The sequence below is a fragment of the Klebsiella sp. I138 genome (assembly GCF_051131765.1).
Lineage (GTDB): Bacteria > Pseudomonadota > Gammaproteobacteria > Enterobacterales > Enterobacteriaceae > Klebsiella.
Genome location: NZ_CP180447.1, coordinates 424,705 through 440,017, shown reverse-complemented (window position 1 = coordinate 440,017; position 15,313 = coordinate 424,705). Strand labels below are relative to the sequence as shown.

Below are 15,313 nucleotides of genomic sequence, written 5' to 3'. Positions count from 1 at the left end.
CAGACGGTTTACTCTCCTTCCCCACAGCGCTACAATGCCCACCCTTAATGTGTGGGCACTCTCCCTCGGAGCGTGCTTCCCCAAGTCGCCGCATCAGGTGTGGCGAATCTGACCTGTCATCAGAACGAGAACATCATGTTTAAACCGGAACTCCTATCCCCGGCGGGAACGCTGAAAAATATGCGTTACGCTTTCGCTTATGGCGCAGACGCCGTTTATGCTGGCCAGCCGCGTTATTCTCTGCGCGTGCGCAACAACGAATTCAACCACGAAAACCTGCAGCTGGGCATCAATGAAGCCCATCAGCTCGGGAAAAAATTCTACGTGGTCGTCAATATTGCGCCGCACAACGCCAAGCTGAAAACCTTCATTCGCGATCTGAAGCCGGTGGTGGATATGGGGCCGGACGCGCTGATCATGTCCGATCCGGGTTTGATTATGCTGGTGCGGGAAAACTTCCCCGATATGCAGATTCATCTGTCGGTACAGGCTAACGCCGTCAACTGGGCGACCGTTAAATTCTGGCAGCAGATGGGCCTGAGCCGGGTGATTCTTTCCCGCGAACTGTCGCTGGACGAAATTGCCGAAATCCGCAGCCAGGTCCCGGAAATGGAAATTGAGATTTTCGTCCACGGCGCGCTGTGTATGGCTTATTCCGGCCGCTGCCTGCTCTCGGGGTATATCAATAAGCGCGACCCGAACCAGGGCACCTGCACCAACGCCTGCCGCTGGGAATACAACGTCCAGGAAGGCAAAGAAGATATTGTTGGCAATATCGTTCACCGGCAGGAGCCGATTCCGGTACAGACCGTCGAACCAACGCTTGGGATCGGCGCGCCAACCGACCGGGTCTTCATGATTGAAGAAGCCAAGCGTCCGGGCGAATACATGACCGCCTTCGAAGACGAGCACGGCACCTACATCATGAACTCCAAAGACCTGCGCGCCATCGCGCACGTCGAACGTCTGACGCAAATGGGCGTGCACTCGCTGAAAATCGAAGGCCGCACCAAATCATTCTACTACTGCGCGCGCACCGCTCAGGTTTATCGCAAGGCTATCGACGACGCCGCCGCGGGCAAACCATTTGACGAAAGCCTGCTGGAAACGCTGGAAGGGCTGGCCCACCGCGGCTACACCGAAGGCTTCCTGCGCCGCCATACCCATGATGATTATCAGAACTACGAGTACGGCTACTCCCTGTCCGAACGTCAGCAGTTTGTGGGGGAATTCACCGGCGAGCGCAACGGCCAGCTGGCCGCCGTGGCGGTGAAGAATAAGTTTTCTATCGGCGACAGCCTTGAGCTGATGACCCCGCAGGGCAACGTTAACTTTACCCTTGAGCATATGGTAAATGCCAAAGGTGAAGTGATGCCGGTCGCCCCTGGCGATGGCTATACAGTATGGTTACCTGTGCCGGAAGAGATGGAGTTGCAGTATGCTCTGCTGATGCGCAACTTTGCTGGTCAGAGCACCCGCAATCCACATAGTAACTAGTTTATCAGGGTTATTTTTTCAGGATGCACGGATATTAGAAACGGATCACACACCGTTTCGTTTGAAGTGGGTATCATCCATCTTGCTGAAAAACATAACCCATAAATGCTAGCTGTACCAGGAACCACCTCCTTAGCCTGCGTAATCTCCCTTACGCGGGCTTATTTTTTCACGCACCGCTTTGCCCTTCTCCTTCTTCGTCCGTGGCTGATGTTACAAAATATCCATCCCCGCCTTCATGCTGTACACTTTCTGCATCTTGTGCGAAAAGGAAGCCATATTCATGCCAACGTTCCCAGCCAGCTTACTGATTCTTAATGGCAAAAAAGCTAACGAACCGCAGTTGCGCGACGCTGTCAGATTGTTGCGCGATGAAGGACTCGACATTCATGTTCGCGTGACATGGGAAAAAGGCGATGCCGTCCGCTTTGTCGATGAAGCCATACAGCTTGAGGTGGGTACGGTGATTGCCGGCGGCGGTGATGGCACCATCAATGAAGTCGCCACGGCGCTGGTCCAGCGTGAAAGCCAGGTCGCACTCGGGATCCTGCCGCTGGGTACCGCCAATGATTTCGCCACCAGCGTAGGGATCCCCCAGGATCTTGCCAGCGCGCTGAAGCTGGCGATCGTCGGTCGCGATATCGCAATAGACGTCGCGCGGGTAAACGATAAAACCGGCTTTATTAATATGGCGACCGGTGGCTTTGGCACCCGGATTACCACTGAAACGCCGGAAAAACTCAAAGCCGCGCTGGGCGGCGTCTCCTATCTTATTCATGGTCTGATGCGTATGGATACCCTGAAGCCCGACCGCTGTGAGATCCGCGGGGAGAACTTTAGCTGGCGCGGAAATGCGCTGGTTATCGGCATCGGCAACGGTCGCCAGGCCGGCGGCGGTCAGCAGCTTTGCCCACAGGCCTTGATTAACGACGGCCTGCTGCATTTGCGGGTCTTTACCGGCGAAGAGCTGCTCCCCGCGCTGTTTACTACCCTGGCGAATCCCGACAACTCCCCTAACCTCGTCGACGGCGTATCGTCATGGTTCGAAATCACCGCTCCGCACGAGATGACCTTTAACCTCGATGGTGAACCTCTGACCGGTAAGCATTTCCGCATGGAAATTATCCCCGGCGCGCTGCGCTGCCGTCTGCCGCCGGACTGTGCGCTGCTAAAATAATACGCCCGGCAGAAAAAGCGAGCGCAGAATGAAGAGATTAACAGACCGTTTACACCTCCAGGAATTCTGCGCTCACTAATAGGGTGCTTAGCCCACCGCCAGATCGGGCTCCGGGTGCTTTTGCAGCAGCCCGGAGAGCGAGTGGTGACGGGCGATGGCGGCGGCAAAACGCGGGTGCTGGCAGTCTGGCGCAATAACGGCCGTGGCGATACCCGCCGCCTGTGCCGCACAAAAACCATGAAAGCTGTCCTCGATAACCAGGCACTGTTCAGCGCGTAGACTCAGCTTGCGCAGGGTTGAGAGATAGACCGCCGGGTGCGGTTTGCCCCAGGCTTCATCATCGGCGCTGGAAATTACGTCAAAATACGGGCGCAGCGCGAGCTTATCGAGTACCGCGGAAATGACCTGGTGAGAAGAGGACGTTGCCAGCGCGATCCGGTAGCCCTGGTGGCGAAAATGCGCCAATACCTCGTTGACGCCCTCCATCGCCTCCCCCTTTGCCGTAATCAGCCCAATGATACGCTGCAAAATAAGCGGCTCCAGCTGCTGGGGCGCAATCGCCAGCCGGCAGTGCCGACACCACACGCGAGCAATATCGTCCAGCCGTTTGCCTTTGGTCAGCGTTTCACACTCCTCCTCGCTGACCGTCGCGCCCCAGCTGGCCAGCGCCTCCCTTTGCGCCTGGCGCCACAGGGCTTCCGAATCAATAATCACACCATCCATGTCAAAAATTACCGCTTTAATGCTCATCATCTACCTCAGACTGGGCTGACGGGACTCTCCTGTCAGCCCGATACTGTTATCAAGAAAACTCAACGTCTTTGCGGGCAGGTACCTGCTTAAGGGCAAAGCCTGGCTGCTCAACGCGAATAAAGGCGCAAAGGAAAAAGGCCAGCACGTACAGCACGGTGTAGGCCACCACCACCCCAATCGTGCTGAAGTACGGCAGCAGCACTACCGCAATCGCCGGCGCGAGGAAGTTCGACAGCCCCGCCGACAGGTTGTAGACCGAAATCGCCGCCCCCTTGTGCTGCGGCTCCAGCGCCGGGAATACCGCCGCCATCGGAACAAACGCCGCCACAAAAATCCCCAGCGCGATTGCCGGTATCAGCGCCATGGCAAAGTTATGTCCGAAGTGCTGTGGAATGTAGTAAAACGCCAGGCTCGACAGCGCCATGCCGAGGCAGCCAAACCAACGCACGACGCGTATCCAGCCCAGTTTCTCACCGAGGATCCCCCACAGTACGTTGGAGAAGATGGTGGTGAAGAAGAAGGCCGCCCACACCTGGAGCCACTCTGAGGTGGTGAAGCCCAGCTCATCGACAAACATCAGTGGCATGATCACCGCAAAACCGAACAGCGACAGGGTGTTGATAATACGCACCATGCTGGAGAGCAGGATATTGCGGTTGGTGTAGAGCAGCGTGGCGGCGCGCCCCAGCTCGGCAAACTTCTGCCGGGTGGTGAGGTTCTGCATATGGCGCGGCGTCTGAATATGGCGCAGCGACACCAGCGCGATAATCCCGCCGGTCACGCAGAACACCAGCGCCAGCCACAGGGTGCCCAGCTCGCCGATATGCGGGATGGTAAAGCTCGGGATATAGCTGCCGAACACGCCAATACCAATCGAGTACACCGCCCAGAACCAGCCCAGCGCCGAACTGGCACCATCGCTTTTCACGTTATGCACGATGGCGACGATAAAGGAGTAAAGGAACAGCGGGTAGGCCAGGCCGCGGATACCGTAGAACAGCAGGATCAGCGGGTAGTTGGCGTGGCCGAGGCCGAAGACCAGGAACAGCACGTGGAACACACACCAGAGCACGAAGCCAATGAGCATCGTTTTCTGCGGAGTGATGATCTCGGCGACCACGCCGGAGATCCACGCCGACAGGGCGGCGGCGAGGCCATACAGCGTAAAGGCGAAGGAGGCCTGGGCCGGGGAAAAGCCCAGCTCCTTGATGTAGTGCGACAGGAAAGCCAGCTCAAAGCCGTCGCCGGTCATAAACACGGCGATGGCGATGTATCCCCATATCAGATTCAGCGGCAGACCGAACCACTGTTTGCTATTCACGGACATAATGACCTCGTTTTTCAGGGTACAGGAAGCCACTCCGGTGCAGTCACCGGAGGGTTTTTATTATTAAAATCAGTGATGTCGGAAATTCAGGTCGTTGAGATAAAGTGCTTTAAACTGCGCATAGCGCTGCATCAGGATTTGATGACGTTCGGCCGCAGCGCGCCAGGTCTGGTAGACCTCCGGTTTTTCGCAGACGCTAGCCAGCGGCTTCCCTGCAGCCAGGCAGGCCAGTCGCGCCGCGCCCAGCGCGCCGCCGGTTTCACCGCCTTTATGGGTCACAACCGGCATATCAAGAATATCCGCCAGCAGCTGCGCCCAGAACGGGCTGCGGGCTCCGCCGCCCACCAGCGAACACTGTTCAATGCGCGTACCGCTCTCTTTCAGGACCTGCAAGCCATCGTTGATACCGAAGCTCACCCCTTCCAGCACCGCGTAGCCCAATTGTGCGCGGAGGCTGGAATGCGTCATACCCCAGAACATCCCGCGCGCATCCGGATCGTTATGCGGCGTACGCTCCCCGGAAAGATAGGGCAAGAAGAACGGCGCATTGGCCTTCTCTTCTTCACTCAGTTGGGCAATCTCCTCCAGTAGCGCCACTTCGGTGGTGCTGGTTAAACGGCAGAACCACTGCAGGCAGCTGGCGGCGCTGAGCATCACGCTCATCTGATGCCACAGGTTCGGTAAAACGTGGCAGAAGGCGTGCACCGCCGACTGCGGCGCCGGGCGATAGGCATCGGTGACAACAAACAGCACCCCGGACGTTCCCAATGAGATAAACGCATCCCCAGGCGAGACCGCCCCAACGCCAATCGCGCTTACCGCATTGTCACCGCCGCCGCCAGCCACCACCACCGAGGCATTTAATCCCCAGCGTGCGGCAATCTGTGGGTCAAGGGTGGCGGACACCTCGCAACCTTCAACCAGCGCAGGCATCTGACTGCGCGACAGACCACACTTATCCAGCAGCGCATCGGACCAGTCGCGTTTCGCAACATCCAGCCACAGGGTCCCTGCGGCATCCGACATATCGGAGATTTTTTTGCCGGTCATTTTGTAACGCAGATAATCTTTCGGCAGCATCACCGTTGCCGTGCGCTGAAAGTTTGCCGGCTCGTGGCGGCGCACCCACAGCAGCTTCGGCGCGGTGAACCCCGGCATTGCCAGGTTTCCGGCAACCTGATGCAGCTCAGGAGCCATCTCCTCAAGTTCACGACACTCCTGCGCACAGCGAGTGTCATTCCACAGAATGGCCGGGCGAATCACCTCCCCGCGGCTGTCCAGCATTACCGCCCCGTGCATCTGCCCGGAGAGGCCAATGGCCTTGATAGCGGACCAGTGAGGACCACATTTTTCCCGCAACGTGGTCATCAGATACTCTGTGGCTTCCCACCATGCCTGCGGCGCCTGTTCTGACCAGTGTGGATGGGGCCGCTGAATAGTCAGCGGCGCGCTATGGCTGGCAACAACGTCATTGTTCTCATCAATAACCAGCGCTTTCACTTCCGAGGTGCCAAGATCGATGCCTAAGTACATAGCAACCTCCTACTGGATCAGGGAATAAACGGCGGCAATCTTCTCGCGCATCAGCGCCAGGAAATCGGCCCGTTCGGTCAGGGAGCCAAACAGCGCCCGGTCTTTGGCATAGAGCGCAATCGGGTCGCTGGATTCGAACATTTCATGGACCGCCTGGGCATCAAGAATACCGTCCTGATACGCGTAAGGCAGAGTGCCTTTATGCCACTGCTCCATAAAGACGAAGAACAGTGCGGGCAGCATGGCGGTTGCATCCGGGCGGACCCCGCGCTGGTAGCACTCCTGCATCGTCGGAGCAATCATCGCCGGGATTTTCGAGAATCCATCCGCCGCCACGCGCTGGTTGGTGTCCTGGATATAGGGGTTGGTAAAGCGCTTAAGAACGACGTCGCGATAAGTCGCCAAATCGATCCCGTTGTCACCCAGGCATGGGATCACATCTTCCGTAACGTAGCGGTCGGCGATTGCGTAGATAAAATCGGTTAGCGTGCTTTCGTGGATATAGCGCTGGCCGATCAGAGTACCCGCCCATGCGATACAGCTGTGCGACGCATTCAGAATGCGGATTTTCGCCTCTTCGTATGGGATAACCGAATCCACCATCTCCACGCCGACGGCTTCGAGGTTCGGGCGCACATCGCGGAAATTATCCTCTACCACCCATTGAATAAAAGTTTCGCCCATTACCGGCGCCTTATCGTCAATACCGGTTTGCGCTTTGATGCGCGCCGGCAGGTCGGCCGCCGGACGCGGAGTGATGCGGTCCACCATGGTGTTCGGGCAGGTCACATTCGCCGTCAGCCACGCCATGACCGCCCGCTTGCCGGTTAGCTGCAGGAACTCTACCAGCCCGTCGTGAAAACGCTCACCGTTGTGACGAACGTTATCGCAGTTAAGCAGCGTCAGCGGCCCGGCGTTATCCGCCATGCGCTTTTCCAGAATACGCGCGATGGTGCCGTAAATGGTTTTGCAGCCACCCTGCAGATCGCTGATTAAATCCGGATTACTGGTTTCCAGCTTATGGCTGGTATTCAGGTAGTAACCCCCTTCCGTCACGGTAAAGGCGATCACTTTGGTCTGCGGGTTGGCCCCTTCGTCAATCAGCGGCTGTAGCCCGTCCTGCCACGGCAGCAGTTTTTGAATGGAGGTGATCTCTTCATATTCGCGCTCCCCTTCCGGACTGACGGTTTCCAGCACGTAGCGACCGTTCTGGGCGGCCAGCGCCTGAACCACCTGTTCGGCATCCTGGCGAATATTTCCCGCCGCAATATGCCAGCGCTTATCGCCGGAGGCGATCAGGCGATGCAGATACCACGCCTGATGCGCACGATGAAACGAACCCAGACCGATGTGAAGCCATGTGAATTGCTGATTCATATTCTGATCTCCTTGAGTGATGTGACTCACTGTAGATGATCATTTGCTCCAAATAAGAGCGACGGATCACAAAAGAGCAATTGCCCATTAAAATTATAAATGACCAGATAAGAGCAAAAGCTTGCCTGATTTCAAAACCGCGGCGAGAATGCGGCTATAGCCTCAATCATTATTGAGTACGCAGGTTTCCTGGCAGCAAAGACCGCGAACCCAGAGTTTGCACGTGGCCCCGGGGCCCGTCTGCGTATTGAATGATGCCGGGCATATTTTTGACCGCACGCTTAAGGCAGGGAATCATGGGTAAAGAAGATGATATCAGGCTGGATCAGAAGGTCCGCGCCGCATGGATGTACTACATTGCCGGTCTGAATCAAAGCGAGATCGCCAGCCAGCTGGGTACCTCCAGGCCGGTGGTGCAGCGAATGATCGCCGCCGCCAAAGAAGAAGGGATTGTCTCGATTGGCCTCCATCATCCGGTGGCCAACTGCCTCGACTACGCGCAGCTCCTGCAGGAAAAATATCAGTTGATCGACTGCAATATCGTCCCTGCGTGGAGCGAAGAAAGCACCCTGGACAGCGTCTCATTTGGCTGTTATCAGCTGATGGCCCGCTATATGCAGGATGATAAAGCAAAAATTATCGGCATCGGCTCCGGGCTGACGCTGAAAAAAACCATGCAGCGCATCGACTTTGCCAGCCTGAACACGCGCTGCGTGGCGCTGATTAGCGCCATGGATGCCGACGGGCAGTGCAACTACTACGACGATGTTCCCCTGCTGCTGGCGCGGAAAATTCAGGCCAAATATTATCAATGGCCCGCACCGCGCTATGCGCAAACCGTGGATGAGCATGAGATGTGGTGCACCAGCCGCCTGTTCCGCAACGTGTCAGGCGTGGCGCAGCAGGCGGACGTGATTTTCGTCGGCATCGGCCCGCTCGGCACTCACAGTCCGATCTTTAAGGACGGTTTTATCAACCAGGCGCAGCTGGATGAGCTAACGGCCCAGGGCGGAATTGGCGAGATCCTCGGTCGCTTTATTGATGCCGACGGCGGCGTGGTGGAGAGCAATATCAACCGGATGATCACCAGCTACGATATTCGCCAGAATCAGTGCCCACGTATTGCGGTTGCCTGCGGAGAATATAAACGCCCGGCCATTCTGGCGGCGTTGAAAGGCGGCTGGATAAACGGCCTGGTCACGGATGAACATACCGCCCGCTGGCTGCTGACGCGCTAGCGGCAGCCCTTGCTGCCGCCCCGCGTAACATTCAGACGTGTTCGCGGCTGCCGATGAGCAGCGGCGGGATTTCAACCAGCTGTTGGCTGGCATCGCCGGAATCAATAATGCCAAATACCGCCTCCAGCATGGCCGGGACATTCTGCTGCACCATATCGATGTCGTGGCCGAGAAGGTAGACAAACGGGTCCCAGTCGAAGCAGCCCATCGGCGGCTGCTCGGTGCCGGTTAATCCCAGCTGCGCCAGCCATCTGACCACCCCTTCCAGCGAGATCGTCGAGTTGACGAAGAGCCCCTGCAGATGTTCCTCCGGAGTATTGAACCGGGCCTGCATACAGGCCTCCACTTTACCCTTTGAATAGCCGGGAGCCAGCACGTTCTCATCGGGAACGCTCAGGCCTCGCGCCAGGTGCGCATCGCGAAAGCCACGCAGACGTTCAAAGGTATTGTGGTCACTGCTGCGCCCGCCGACGAAGGTCAACGGCGCCAGCCTGCCATGACGCCTGGCGCTGTTGTCGAGGATCTTGTCCGTCAGCGCTTTAGCCCCGGCGTAGTTGTCCGAGATGACTGACGGCGCCAGCGAACCCGGCAGGTCGAGATTAACGGTCGGCACGCCCGCCTGCTGACAGAGTTCGGCAATTTTATCCGGGTTCGTCGCCCCGGTCGCGACGACCCAATCCACCTGCCATGAGAGCATCGCCTTCACCGCTTCTATTTCCAGCTCCGGGCGGCGGCGGGTACAGGTGATAATCGGCAGCAGACCGCGCTCGCGCGCCATCTCTTCAAAGCTTTCCGCAACGGAGCCGAAGTAACGGTTATCGTATTTGGGAACAATCATGCCGATCACATGTGACTTTTTGCTGCGCAGCATGCTGGCCTGGCGGTTTATCGCATAGCCCTGCTCTTCAGCAATCTTCGTCACTTTTTCCGCAAGTTTTGCGCTGATACGGCGTTTTTTCCAGTTGCCATTGAGGATAGCGCTGACCGCGCTGGCCGAAACGCCGGATAATTCCGCCAGATCGTAGATAGTGATTTTTTTCATTTTCCCAACTTGCGTCACAAATTCATTTCGCTGTTAATTTCCCCACTTGCTCAATCGATGAAGCTGGAGCAACATTAGCTTCATCGATTGAGCAACCATTATGCTCCATGGCGAATGACGTTATTCATCGCTCAATTTTCAGCGTGCATTTATAAATAACGCTTTTATTCAACACCTTAACAATTTTTCATGCATAACATCAACGCTGGCCCATGCTTATCGAGGACCAGATCGATTTACCAAAACAGACTCAATGAAGGATTATAAAATGAACCACTCCGTATCCTCTATGAATACTTCTCTCAATGGTAAAGTCGCCGCCGTCACCGGTGCGGCATCCGGCATCGGCCTCGAATGCGCCAGAACCCTGCTCTCGGCGGGCGCCAAAGTGGTGCTGATCGACCGAGAAGGTGAAAAGTTAACTAAGATTGTGGCCGAACTCGGTGAAAACGCCTTCGCCCTGCAGGTGGATTTAATGCAGGCCGATCAGGTCGACAACATTCTTGCCGGCATTTTGAATCTCACCGGGCGGCTGGATATTTTCCACGCCAACGCCGGGGCTTACATCGGCGGGCCGGTCGCCGAAGGAGACCCGGACGTCTGGGATCGCGTCCTTCATCTCAACACCAATGCCGCCTTCCGCTGCGTACGTAGCGTGCTGCCGCATCTGATTGCGCAAAAATCCGGTGACATCATCTTTACCAGCTCCATCGCCGGCGTCGTACCGGTTATCTGGGAACCGATTTACACCGCCTCAAAATTCGCCGTGCAGGCGTTTGTCCACACCACCCGTCGCCAGGTTTCACAGTATGGCGTGCGCGTCGGCGCCGTCTTACCGGGCCCGGTGGTAACCGCTTTGCTCGACGACTGGCCGAAAGAAAAAATGGAAGAGGCGCTGGCTAACGGCAGCCTGATGCAGCCGATTGAAGTCGCGGAGTCCGTCCTGTTTATGGTGACGCGGTCGAAAAATGTGACCGTACGCGATCTCGTTATCCTGCCTAACAGCGTGGATCTCTGACTCTTCAACCCGGCAGGCTTAAGGACGGCTTTATGAATGACAATACCCAAACCATTATTGGCGTCGATGTCGGCTCCGGCAGCGTACGCGCCGGCATCTTCAACCTTAACGGCAAACTCCTCGCCCATGCGACGCGGGAAATCACCCTCTTTCGCAGTGCGGGAAGCGTAGTCGAGCAATCCAGCCGCGAGATTTGGCAGGCGGTATGCAGCTGTATTAAAACCGCCGTCGCGCATTCCGGCGTCTCGCCGGAGTCGGTTGCCGGTATTGGTTTCGACGCCACCTGCTCGCTGGTCGTGGTGGGTGAACACGGTGAACCCCTGGCGGTCGGCCCCTCCGACGATCCGGATCGCAATATCATCGTCTGGATGGACCACCGCGCCACCGGTCAGGCGGAAAAGATTAACGCCACCGGACATTCCGTGCTGCGGTATGTCGGCGGCACAATTTCTCCGGAGATGGAAACGCCAAAAATCCTCTGGCTCAAGGAGAACCGGCCACATATCTATCAGCAGGCGCGTCACTTTTTCGACCTTGCGGATTACCTGACCTGGCGCGCCACCGGCGACTTAGCCCGGTCGGTGTGCACCGTCACCTGTAAATGGACCTATCTGGCCCATGAACAGCGTTGGGATGCCAGCTATTTCCGCCAGATTGGTCTGGGAGATCTGGCCGATGACGATTTTGCGCGTATCGGCCAGCGCATTGTTGACCCGGGCACGCCGTGTGGTCAGGGGCTGGCTGCCGAGGCGGCGCAGGAGATGGGCCTTCCCGCCGGTACGCCGGTTGCGGTGGGTATGATTGACGCCCACGCTGGCGGTATCGGTACCGTAGGGGTCCTTGATGGTGCTATCAACAATATGGCCTATGTTTTTGGCACCTCCTCCTGCACCATGACCACCACGCAAAACGCCGTCTTCGTACCCGGCGTCTGGGGGCCATACTACTCTGCCATGGTACCGGGCCTGTGGCTGAGCGAAGGCGGGCAAAGCGCGGCAGGCGCCGCCATCGACCAGCTGTTAAGTTTCCATCCGGCTGCCGCACAGGCGCGCGAGCTGGCGCAGGAAGCAGGCGTCGCACTACCGGTCTATCTCGCCGACCGGGTGCTGGCCCAGGTGGCGACTCCTTCCGAGGCCGCCGGACTTGCCGCCGGGCTTCATGTGGTGCCGGAATTCTTAGGCAACCGCGCGCCGCTGGCGGACCCGGATGCCAGAGCGATCGTTGCCGGATTAGGTATGGAGCGGGATCTGGACAACCTGCTTGCGCTCTACGTCGCGGGATTATGCGGGATCGGCTACGGTCTGCGACAGATCGTTGACGCGCAGAATGCCTGCGGGATTACCAGCGAAAATATCGTTATCAGCGGCGGCGCGGGGCAGCACCCGTTAGTTCGCCAGCTGCTGGCCGATGCCTGCGGCATGACCATTGTGAGCACCGAATGCAGTGAACCGGTACTGCTCGGTTCGGCCATTCTTGGCGCCGTAGCCGGTCGGGTTTCCGCCTCGCTGCCGGAGGCCATGAAGCAATTTACCCAGGTGGATAAAACCTATCGCTGTACCACGCAGTATCAGCCGCTTCATCAGCGCCGCTACGAGGCTTATCTGGCGCTGCAACAGGCCGCCCGGCTGATTCGGGAATAGCCCCCCCGACGCCCGACCCCACTCTTTTAATAATAAAAACCCTCCGGTGACTGCACCGGAGTGGCTTCCTGTACCCTGAAAAACGAGGTCATTATGTCCGTGAATAGCAAACAGTGGTTCGGTCTGCCGCTGAATCTGATATGGGGATACATCGCCATCGCCGTGTTTATGACCGGCGACGGCTTTGAGCTGGCTTTCCTGTCGCACTACATCAAGGAGCTGGGTTTTTCCCCGGCCCAGGCCTCCTTCGCCTTTACCCTGTATGGCCTTGCCGCCGCCCTGTCGGCGTGGGTCTCCGGCGTGGTCGCCGAGATCATCACCCCGCAGAAAACGATGCTCATTGGCTTCGTGCTCTGGTGTGTGTTCCACGTGCTGTTCCTGGTCTTCGGCCTCGGCCACGCCAACTACCCGCTGATCCTGCTGTTCTACGGTATCCGCGGCCTGGCCTACCCGCTGTTCCTTTACTCCTTTATCGTCGCCATCGTGCATAACGTGAAAAGCGACAGCGCCAGTTCGGCGCTGGGCTGGTTCTGGGCGGTGTACTCGGTTGGTATTGGCGTGTTCGGCAGCTATATCCCGAGCTTTACCATCCCGCATATCGGCGAGCTGGGCACCCTGTGGCTGGCGCTGGTGTTCTGCGTGACCGGCGGGATTATCGCGCTGGTGTCGCTGCGCCATATTCAGACGCCGCGCCATATGCAGAACCTCACCACCCGGCAGAAGTTTGCCGAGCTGGGGCGCGCCGCCACGCTGCTCTACACCAACCGCAATATCCTGCTCTCCAGCATGGTGCGCATTATCAACACCCTGTCGCTGTTCGGTTTTGCGGTGATCATGCCACTGATGTTTGTCGATGAGCTGGGTTTCACCACCTCAGAGTGGCTCCAGGTGTGGGCGGCCTTCTTCTTCACCACCATTTTCTCCAACGTGTTCTGGGGGATCGTGGCAGAAAAAATGGGCTGGATGAAAGTCATTCGCTGGTTTGGCTGCCTCGGCATGGCGCTGTCGAGCCTGGCGTTTTACTCCATCCCGCAGCACTTCGGACATAACTTTGCCATGGCGCTGATACCGGCAATCGCGCTGGGGATTTTTGTGGCGGCGTTTGTTCCGATGGCGGCGGTATTCCCGGCGCTGGAGCCACAGCACAAGGGGGCGGCGATTTCGGTCTACAACCTGTCGGCGGGGCTGTCGAACTTCCTCGCGCCGGCGATTGCGGTAGTGCTGCTGCCGTACTTCAGCACGATTGGGGTGGTGGTGGCCTACACCGTGCTGTACGTGCTGGCCTTTTTCCTCTGCGCGTTTATTCGCGTTGAACAACCGGGTCTGTCTGGTTCGACCGCCGTCTCACTGAAGGCCAGCATCTCCTGAAACTAAAAAACCCCTCTGAACGCAGAGGGGTTTGCACCGTTTTTTGTTCCGACTCAGGCAATAGTCACTTTGCCATCAAGATACACATCCTGGACGGCGTTGATTAACTTCACGCCGTCGCCCATCGATTTCTTAAAGGCTTTACGACCGAGAATCAGCCCCATCCCGCCTGCACGCTTATTGATAACCGCCGTGCGTACCGCATCCGACAGGTCCGTTTCACCGCCCGCCGCGCCGCCGGAGTTAATTAACCCGGCGCGCCCCATATAGCAGTTAGCCAGCTGGTAACGCACCAGATCGATCGGGTTTTCCGAGGTCAGCTTGCTATAGACGCGATCGTCGGTATAACCGAAGTTCACCGCTTTATAGCCGCCGTTATTTTCCGCCATTTTCTGCTTCACGATATCGGCGCCAATGGTGGCTGCCAGGTGGTTAGCCTGCCCGGTTAAATCGGCCGAAACATGGTAATCGACGCCATCTTTCTTAAATGCCGGGTTGCGCAGATAGGCCCACAGCACGGTTACCAGGCCCAGTTCATGCGCGCGTTCGAACGCCGCGGAGATCTCTTCGATCTGCCGGCGCGACTCTTCAGAACCGAAATAGATCGTCGCCCCTACCGCTACGGCTCCCATATTGAATGCCTGCTCCACGCTGGCGTACAGCGTCTGGTCGAAGGTATTCGGGTAACTCAGGGTCTCGTTGTGATTCAGCTTGACCAGGAAGGGAATGCGGTGCGCATAGCGACGCGATACCGAGGCCAGCACGCCATAGGTGGACGCTACGCAGTTACAACCGGCTTCGATAGCCAGTTCGACGATATTTTTCGGATCAAAGTACAGCGGGTTGGCGGCAAAAGAGGCGCCCGCCGAGTGTTCTACGCCCTGGTCAACCGGCAGGATGGAGAGATATCCGGTTCCGGCCAGGCGCCCCGTGTTGTACAGGGTTTGCATATTACGCAGCACCGCCGGCGGACGATTGTTATCCACCATAACCCGATCAACATAATCCGCCCCCGGCAGATAAAGCTGGTCAGCTGGAATGGTCATACAACGGTGCTGTAAAAGGCTGTCGGCATCTTTGCCAAGCAACTGCGTAATATCAGTCATAGCTATGCTCCCGTAAGTGCCGGCGGCGGCCGGCATGTATTATCCTGACCCAATTATTTGGGCAGGTTAAGCCTGGTACCGACTTCACATATTTTCCAGCCGGGATCGCATTTTTAAGCTATGTCGGCTGGCACGATTCAGGGACAAAAAGTGTTACCTTGCTCAAACAATCCACCCAAAGGTATTTTAAAGGTATTATCAAATGGTATCTTAAAGGCGTACCCTACCTGTCATGAA

Annotated in this window: 12 protein-coding genes; 6 read left to right on the top strand and 6 right to left on the bottom strand. The window is 57.4% G+C overall.

The window, feature by feature from the left end; translation table 11 throughout:
- The first annotated feature begins 135 nt into the window (after positions 1–135).
- Positions 136–1,497, top strand: a complete 1,362-nt coding sequence (gene yegQ / locus ACMYSK_RS01975; RefSeq protein WP_434639821.1) for a tRNA 5-hydroxyuridine modification protein YegQ — start codon at positions 136–138, stop codon at positions 1,495–1,497.
- Between the two features lie 283 nt (positions 1,498–1,780).
- Entirely contained in the window at positions 1,781–2,674 is an 894-nt protein-coding gene (yegS, locus tag ACMYSK_RS01970; protein WP_434639819.1) for a lipid kinase YegS, read from the top strand.
- A gap of 87 nt (positions 2,675–2,761) precedes the next feature.
- On the opposite strand, the gene ACMYSK_RS01965 is transcribed toward yegS, so the two are convergent.
- The 4 genes from ACMYSK_RS01965 to dalD all read right to left on the bottom strand — a co-directional run bounded on the left by ACMYSK_RS01965 (position 2,762) and on the right by dalD (position 7,664).
- The gene (locus ACMYSK_RS01965; RefSeq protein WP_434643750.1) at positions 2,762–3,424 is read right to left on the bottom strand and encodes an HAD family hydrolase; all 663 of its coding nucleotides are present in this window, start codon (positions 3,422–3,424) and stop codon (positions 2,762–2,764) included.
- A gap of 52 nt (positions 3,425–3,476) precedes the next feature.
- Positions 3,477–4,754 carry an RbtT/DalT/CsbX family MFS transporter gene (locus ACMYSK_RS01960; RefSeq protein WP_434639817.1) on the bottom strand — a complete coding sequence of 426 codons (1,278 nt, stop codon included), beginning with the start codon at positions 4,752–4,754 and terminating at the stop codon, positions 3,477–3,479.
- Positions 4,755–4,823: 69 nt separating this feature from the next.
- Positions 4,824–6,287 (bottom strand): xylulokinase, encoded by a 1,464-nt coding sequence (xylB, locus tag ACMYSK_RS01955; RefSeq protein ID WP_434639815.1) that lies wholly within the window; start codon positions 6,285–6,287, stop codon positions 4,824–4,826.
- Between the two features lie 9 nt (positions 6,288–6,296).
- Positions 6,297–7,664 (bottom strand): D-arabinitol 4-dehydrogenase, encoded by a 1,368-nt coding sequence (dalD, locus tag ACMYSK_RS01950; protein ID WP_434639813.1) that lies wholly within the window; start codon positions 7,662–7,664, stop codon positions 6,297–6,299.
- A gap of 296 nt (positions 7,665–7,960) precedes the next feature.
- On the opposite strand from dalD, the gene ACMYSK_RS01945 reads away from it, so the two are divergent.
- Entirely contained in the window at positions 7,961–8,902 is a 942-nt protein-coding gene (locus ACMYSK_RS01945; RefSeq protein ID WP_434639811.1) for a sugar-binding transcriptional regulator, read from the top strand.
- Between the two features lie 31 nt (positions 8,903–8,933).
- Here the strand turns inward: ACMYSK_RS01945 and ACMYSK_RS01940 are convergent, their stop codons facing one another.
- Positions 8,934–9,944, bottom strand: a complete 1,011-nt coding sequence (locus ACMYSK_RS01940) for a LacI family DNA-binding transcriptional regulator (RefSeq protein WP_434639809.1) — start codon at positions 9,942–9,944, stop codon at positions 8,934–8,936.
- Positions 9,945–10,212: 268 nt separating this feature from the next.
- Here ACMYSK_RS01940 and ACMYSK_RS01935 point away from each other — a divergent pair, with 268 nt between their 5' ends.
- The 3 genes from ACMYSK_RS01935 (at position 10,213) to ACMYSK_RS01925 (ending at position 13,970) form a co-directional block, all read left to right on the top strand.
- Positions 10,213–10,962, top strand: coding sequence for an SDR family oxidoreductase (locus ACMYSK_RS01935; RefSeq protein WP_434639807.1), 750 nt, complete (start codon positions 10,213–10,215; stop codon positions 10,960–10,962).
- 32 nt (positions 10,963–10,994) lie between these two features.
- The gene (locus ACMYSK_RS01930; RefSeq protein ID WP_434639805.1) at positions 10,995–12,602 is read left to right on the top strand and encodes an FGGY-family carbohydrate kinase; all 1,608 of its coding nucleotides are present in this window, start codon (positions 10,995–10,997) and stop codon (positions 12,600–12,602) included.
- Between the two features lie 93 nt (positions 12,603–12,695).
- Complete coding sequence (locus tag ACMYSK_RS01925; protein ID WP_434639803.1) at positions 12,696–13,970, top strand: RbtT/DalT/CsbX family MFS transporter; 1,275 nt, start codon at positions 12,696–12,698, stop codon at positions 13,968–13,970.
- Between the two features lie 53 nt (positions 13,971–14,023).
- Here ACMYSK_RS01925 and fbaB read toward each other — a convergent pair whose 3' ends face one another.
- Entirely contained in the window at positions 14,024–15,076 is a 1,053-nt protein-coding gene (fbaB, locus tag ACMYSK_RS01920; RefSeq protein WP_434639801.1) for a class I fructose-bisphosphate aldolase, read from the bottom strand.
- Positions 15,077–15,313: the final 237 nt, after the last annotated feature.

Excerpts from the sequence above, each read along its gene's own strand:
- yegQ (WP_434639821.1), top strand. The coding sequence starts at position 136 with ATGTTTAAACCGGAACTCCTATCCCCGGCGGGAACGCTGAAAAATATG.
- yegS (WP_434639819.1), top strand. The coding sequence starts at position 1,781 with ATGCCAACGTTCCCAGCCAGCTTACTGATTCTTAATGGCAAAAAAGCT.
- ACMYSK_RS01965 (WP_434643750.1), bottom strand. The coding sequence starts at position 3,424 with ATGAGCATTAAAGCGGTAATTTTTGACATGGATGGTGTGATTATTGAT.
- ACMYSK_RS01960 (WP_434639817.1), bottom strand. The coding sequence starts at position 4,754 with ATGTCCGTGAATAGCAAACAGTGGTTCGGTCTGCCGCTGAATCTGATA.
- xylB (WP_434639815.1), bottom strand. The coding sequence starts at position 6,287 with ATGTACTTAGGCATCGATCTTGGCACCTCGGAAGTGAAAGCGCTGGTT.
- dalD (WP_434639813.1), bottom strand. The coding sequence starts at position 7,664 with ATGAATCAGCAATTCACATGGCTTCACATCGGTCTGGGTTCGTTTCAT.
- ACMYSK_RS01945 (WP_434639811.1), top strand. The coding sequence starts at position 7,961 with ATGGGTAAAGAAGATGATATCAGGCTGGATCAGAAGGTCCGCGCCGCA.
- ACMYSK_RS01940 (WP_434639809.1), bottom strand. The coding sequence starts at position 9,944 with ATGAAAAAAATCACTATCTACGATCTGGCGGAATTATCCGGCGTTTCG.
- ACMYSK_RS01935 (WP_434639807.1), top strand. The coding sequence starts at position 10,213 with ATGAACCACTCCGTATCCTCTATGAATACTTCTCTCAATGGTAAAGTC.
- ACMYSK_RS01930 (WP_434639805.1), top strand. The coding sequence starts at position 10,995 with ATGAATGACAATACCCAAACCATTATTGGCGTCGATGTCGGCTCCGGC.
- ACMYSK_RS01925 (WP_434639803.1), top strand. The coding sequence starts at position 12,696 with ATGTCCGTGAATAGCAAACAGTGGTTCGGTCTGCCGCTGAATCTGATA.
- fbaB (WP_434639801.1), bottom strand. The coding sequence starts at position 15,076 with ATGACTGATATTACGCAGTTGCTTGGCAAAGATGCCGACAGCCTTTTA.